Below are 5,846 nucleotides of genomic sequence, written 5' to 3'. Positions count from 1 at the left end.
CACCGCCGTCCGCGCCGACGTGCTGCGCGCCGCCCGCGACGCCACCGACGCGGCACTGGCCGGGGACGCGGCCGCCGCCCTCACCGCCCTGGAATCCCATCGGCTGCTGTGCGCCCACCGCCAGGGCCCCTACGGCGTCGAACGCTGGGACCGGCTCGCCGCCGGCTGGGTGGCCGCCGCGGGCATCAGCGCCGATCCCGGTGCCGGACACTGGTATCCGGGCCAGCCGCTGCTGGTCACCGCCAACGATCACGAGGCCCGCATCTACAACGGCGACACCGGCGTCATCGTCCGCATGCCCGACGGCACCCTGCGCGCCGCCCTGCAACGCGGCACCGAGCCCTACCTCGTCCACCCCACCCAGTTCCCGGCCGTCACCACCGTCTACGCCATGACCATCCACCGCAGCCAGGGCTCCCAGTACGACACCGTCACCACCGTCCTCCCCGGCCCCGAATCCACCCTCCTCACCCGCGAACTCCTCTACACCGCCGTCACCCGAGCCCGCTCCCACGTCCGCATCCTCGGCACCGAGGAATCCATCCGCGCCGCCATCGCCCGCCGAGTCCTCCGCGCCAGCGGCCTCCGCCACCGCGACTGACCCTGGGGCGGCGCGACTGGCGATAGGCTGGTGCTATGGCTGCTGTGTCGGAGCACGTTGATGTGTTGATCGTCGGGGCCGGGTTGTCCGGGATCGACGCCGCCTATCATGTGCAGCGGGCGTTTCCGGGGCGGACGTACACGGTGCTGGAGATGCGGGACGCCAGCGGAGGAACATGGGATCTGTTCCGGTATCCGGGGATTCGGTCGGATTCGGACATGTTCACGCTGGGGTATCGGTTCCGGCCGTGGCTGGGGGAGAAGGCCATCGCCGAGGGGGAGTCGATTCTGGCGTATGTGCGCGACACCGCCGCCGAGAACGGGATCGACGGGCACATCCGGTATCGGCACAAGGTGGTGCGGGCGGAGTGGTCGTCGGGGGACAACCGGTGGACGGTGGCCGCCGAACACGACGGCGAGACGGTGCTTTTCAGCGCGAGTTTCCTGTTCAGCTGCTCGGGCTACTACCGCTACGACGAGGGGTACACGCCGGATTTCGCTGGGATGGAACGGTTTGCGGGGCCGATCATCCATCCGCAGCACTGGCCCGGGGAGATCGATGTCGCGGGTAAGCAGGTGGTGATCATCGGGTCGGGGGCCACGGCGGTCACGCTCGGACCGGCCCTGGTCGAGCAGGGCGCGCACGTGACCATGCTGCAGCGGTCGCCGTCATACATCATCTCCATGCCCGCGCGGGACGGGTTCGCGGATCGGGCACGGAAATTCCTGCCCGCCCGCACCGCGTACGCCTTGGCGCGGGCGAAGAATGTCGGGCTCGGCACGCTGATGTATCAACTGTCGCAACGGTATCCGAAGCGGATGCGGGCGTGGATCCGGGGCTGGCAGGAGCGCTGGCTGCCCAAGGGGTACGACATCGACACGCACTTCAATCCCAGCTACAAGCCGTGGGATCAGCGACTGTGCCTGTCGCCCAACGGAGATCTGTTCCGAGCCATCCGCCGCGACCAGCTCGACCTGGTCACCGACCGGATCGACACCTTCACCGAGACCGGGCTGCGGCTGGCCTCCGGACGTGAGCTCGACGCCGACATCATCATCACCGCAACGGGTTTGAACCTGATCCCGTTCGGCGGCGTCGCACTCGCGGTGGACGGCCGCGACATCCATCTCCCGGACACCATGTCCTACAAGGCGATGATGCTCTCCGACGTCCCCAACTTCGCGTTCGTCATCGGCTACACCAACGCCTCCTGGACACTGAAGGCAGACCTGGTGTGCGAGTACGTCGTTCGCCTGCTGCGCCACATGGACAAGCACGGCTACGCTCGCGCCACCCCCGTCCGGGATCCTTCCGTCGGCACCGCACCCTTCCTGAACTTCGAACCCGGCTACGTGCTGCGCTCCCTCGACATCCTCCCCAAACAGGGCGACCGCGCACCCTGGAAGCTGCACATGAACTACCTGCGCGACCTCCCGAAACTGCGCTACGGCAAGCTCACCGACCCCGCCATCCGGTTCGACCGCGCCTGACCCGCCTCGAAATGTGCAGTGGCCGTGCCGATATGGCAAGGTCACTGACGTACAAGGGGAGGACATCATGGGGCGCAGGATCGGCATCGATCTGCGAACGAGCAGCGCACGAGCGAGCATCGTGCAGGACGGGCGGCCGGTGGTGATCGCCGGTCCGGTGACCGGATCACCGTCACAGATGCTCGCGCAACTGAAGCAGGCGGCCGAGGCGCACCTCGGGGAACCGGTGACCGGCGCGGTGGTATCGATGTGTACGGCGTGGGGCGATCCGCAATGGCGGGCGGTGTATCTGGCGTGCGAGTCGGTGGGTCTGCCGGTCACCCGCATCGTCGCGCAGGCCAGCTTGGCCGGACTCGCGTATGCGAGCCGGAATCGTCCGGAGCCCGACGACAATAGCGAACAGGCGATCCTCGTCACAGACCTGGGCGCGGGAAGTTTCGGAGCGGCGGTGATCCTCATCGGCCAGGGGGTCGCGGAAGTCCGTGCGTCGGCCGGTGACAATGAGTTGGGCGGCCGGACATGGGATCGGCGCATCGTCGCGCATTGGCTGGAGAAGCTGGGTGCCGATACCGGAGTCGACGATCCCACGACCCATCATCTGCTGGCCGCCGCCGAGCGCGCCAGAATCGAGCTGTCCAGTCAGAACGCCACCACCGTCAGCCTGCCCAATATCGTTGTCCCGGGGCGGGTCCCGGTGCTGCTGGAGGAGCAGTTGAGCCGGGTCGAACTGCAGCGCCTCACCCGTGATCTGGTCGACCGCTGCCGCACGGTTGTGGTGCGAGTCCTGGCGGATGCCGCGGTGTCGATCGATAGGATCGATCAGGTCGTTCTGGTCGGCAACGGCACCCGCATGCCTGCGTTCGCGACCATGCTGAACGAGCTCACCGGTGGCCGGGAACCCTTCCGCGCCTGGGATCTCGGCGAGGCTGTGGCGACCGGTGCCGCAGTGCAGGCCGCCTTCTCGGACGGCGTCCAGCGCGACTTCATGGTGATGGACGTCATTCCCTTCGCGGTCGGAATCGTCACCGGCGACAAAGTCTTTGCCCCGATCATTCACCGCCACACCACGGTTCCTGCCAGAAGCGAGATGCTTCTCACCACGGCGGTCGACAACCAGGACACCGCGCATATTCGGATCTATCAGGGCGGACAGGTCGCGACCGACGGGTACCTGCGGCTGGGCGTGATCGAAGTGAGAGGTATCCCGCCGATGCCGCGCGGTACAGCGCGTATCCGAGTCGATGTCGACATCGATATCAGCGGCCGGACCGTGGTCACTGCGCGAGAGGAATCCACGGGTCGCAAGCACGCGCTGACGGTCCTCGGTGATCCGTATCCGCTGCCGTTCGAGACCAGCGATGAATACCGGCCGGTCGAACTGCACGCCGAACAGATCGAGGCAGACAGGAAACTCGCTGAAGCCGGTGCCCGAATCCGGGCCGCACAGCAATCGGCCCCCCAGCCCTCGGCGACGACGCCGCGTCCCGCGCAACCGTCGCAACCATCGGCCCGGCCCTCCGCCTCGCCCGGATCATCCTCGGGCCGAACCGCTTACCTCGTCTGGGCGGCGATCTTCGGCCTCTTCGCGGCCGTCATGCTGTTCCTCAACGTCCCCAACCTCTCGCGCACCATCACCCCCGAAAACCCCACTTGCGCAGGCCAAGTCATGCATGCCGGTGATATATGCCGCCGGACCGGGGGCAGTGTCGGTCTCCAGGAACTCACCCCCGAGGAGATGACGAAGTCCGAGACGAAGGGCGCGCACGACGCCGCGAAGGCCGGAACCATCTTCGGCTCGATCTCCGCCGGCGTCGCGCTTCTCCTGCTGGTCGGTGCGCGCCGCCGCACGTGAACGCGCCCGGAACTAGCGTGGCGGTGTCGGAGGAAAGCCGAAGGCGGCGACGAGCGTCGGGTCGTGGAAGGCGACTACCTGACTGATCCCGGTGGCGGTGAGCGTCAGGACCGCCGCGCCGTACGGGGCCATCGTGCCGTGCTCATCGCGGTGGTAGGTGACCACGGCCGCTTGCCCATTGGCTGGAACCGGGAGCATGCGCCAGTCGCCGGGCGCACCGAGCACGTACTTCTCGAGTTGGCGGACGCACGCGGATTTGCCCGCGTACCAGTTCTTGAACGGTGTGGCCTCCAAGGTGGCGTCGGCGCGCAGTACCTGCTCGAGCAGCCGCGCGTCGGAGTGCTCGAACGCGGCGATATAGCCCGCCAGCAGGGTACGGGTGCGCGGGTCGGTGGGCTCGAGCAGATCGGTCGCGCTCGTGTCCAGGCCGTCGAGCCGGGCGCGGGCGCGTTGCAGTCCGGTCTTCACGGCCGCCGTTGTGGTGCCGAGCATTTCGGCGGTCTCCGCGGCCGTGAACGCCAGTACATCGCGCAGCATCAGGATCGCCCGCTGCCGGGCGGGCAGGTGTTGCAGGCTGGCCACCAGTGCCAGCCGCAGCGATTCGCGGTCGATCACGGCGGCTTCAGGATTGTCCGCCGCGGCGGCGATCAAGATGTCCGGGAGCGGCTGCAACCACGAAATGCCGCTGCCCGCTTCGGGATTCGGCGGCACGTCCGGGCCGTCGTAGGCGCTGCCGAGACCCGTGGGCAGGACCCTGCGCCGATTGTCGCCCAAAGCCGTCGTACACACATTGGTGGCGATGGTGTAGAGCCAGGTGCGCACCGACGAGCGGCCCTCGAACGCCGCGTACCCGCGCCACGCGCGAATGTAGGTCTCCTGCACCAGATCTTCGGCCTCGTGCACCGAACCGACCATGCGATAGCAGTGCGCGAGCAACTCTCGCCGATACCGTTCGGTATCGGCGACGAACCGCTCGTCGGTGTCGACGGCCACCGGTTCAGGGCTGGATGAATTCTTTGGCGAAGTCACGAATCGTGTCCGGGTCGAGGGCATTGTGGAAGCCGATCAGCAGTTCCTGGACACCGGCCTCCTCGTAGGCGGCGAGCCGATCCCGGATCGTCTCGACGGTGCCGACCAGTCCATAGTCGGCCAGTGCGCCCGGGAACACCATCGGAGCCCACGGCGGAACCTGAGCGCGCGCTTCGGCATCGGTGTCGCCGATGATGCAGTAACTGGTCGAAGTCCGGGTGATGCTGTCGAAGTCGCGACCGAGCGCCTCGCAATGCCGTGCCAGCACCCCGTACTTGTGCCGGAGCTCGTCCGGCGACACCTGCACATTGCAGGCATCCGCGTGCTGCGCGACCAACTTCAACGTCACCTTCTCCCCGGCCCCCGCGATGAGAATCGGAATATGCGGCCGCTGCGCGCCTTTCGGCTCGTTGATCGCCTCACGCACCTGGTAATACCTGCCGTCGAACGTGGTCACCGGCTCGGTGAACATCGAACGGATGATCCGGGCGGCCTCGTCCAGCCGCCGCAACCGCGTGGGCGCATCCTCGAATTCGTAACCGTAGGCGGCATATTCCTCCTCGTACCATCCCGCCCCGATCCCGAAGGTGAGCCGCCCGCGTGAGATCACATCCAGCGTCGACGCCATCTTGGCCTGCAACGCCGGATTGCGATACCCGTTACCGGTCACCATCTGCCCGACCCGGATCCGTTCGGTATCCCGCGCCAACGCCGTGAGCGTGGTCCAGCTCTCGAACATGTAGTCCGGAGCGGGCGGGAACGGCACGAAATGATCAGGCACCCACACCGTCTCGTATCCGCACTCCTCGGCCGTCCGAGCCAACTCGCTGAGCGTCTCGTACGCCGCCACCGGATCGCTGCCACTCGCGAACTG

General features: G+C 67.4%; 5 protein-coding genes. 3 read left to right on the top strand and 2 right to left on the bottom strand.

The window, feature by feature from the left end:
* The 3 genes from ACWELQ_RS35940 to ACWELQ_RS35930 form a co-directional block, all read left to right on the top strand.
* Positions 1 to 601 (top strand): ATP-binding domain-containing protein (locus ACWELQ_RS35940; protein WP_452401471.1); only part of this gene is annotated, 601 nt, incomplete at its 5' end.
* A 35-nt stretch (positions 602 to 636) separates the two neighbouring features.
* Positions 637 to 2,091: a flavin-containing monooxygenase gene (locus ACWELQ_RS35935; protein WP_452401470.1), complete on the top strand. Its 1,455-nt coding sequence runs from the start codon at positions 637 to 639 to the stop codon at positions 2,089 to 2,091.
* A 67-nt stretch (positions 2,092 to 2,158) separates the two neighbouring features.
* Complete coding sequence (locus tag ACWELQ_RS35930; RefSeq protein ID WP_452401469.1) at positions 2,159 to 3,943, top strand: Hsp70 family protein; 1,785 nt, start codon at positions 2,159 to 2,161, stop codon at positions 3,941 to 3,943.
* A gap of 12 nt (positions 3,944 to 3,955) precedes the next feature.
* Here ACWELQ_RS35930 and ACWELQ_RS35925 read toward each other — a convergent pair whose 3' ends face one another.
* Positions 3,956 to 4,936 (bottom strand): RNA polymerase subunit sigma-70, encoded by a 981-nt coding sequence (locus ACWELQ_RS35925; protein ID WP_452401468.1) that lies wholly within the window; start codon positions 4,934 to 4,936, stop codon positions 3,956 to 3,958.
* A 4-nt stretch (positions 4,937 to 4,940) separates the two neighbouring features.
* Positions 4,941 to 5,846: LLM class F420-dependent oxidoreductase (locus ACWELQ_RS35920; RefSeq protein WP_452401467.1), on the bottom strand; the 906-nt coding region annotated here is incomplete at its 5' end.

It is taken from the genome of Nocardia sp. NPDC004722, from assembly GCF_053601505.1.
The sequence above is the reverse complement of the archived record's forward strand: the minus strand, read 5'-3'. Positions and strand labels throughout refer to the sequence as shown.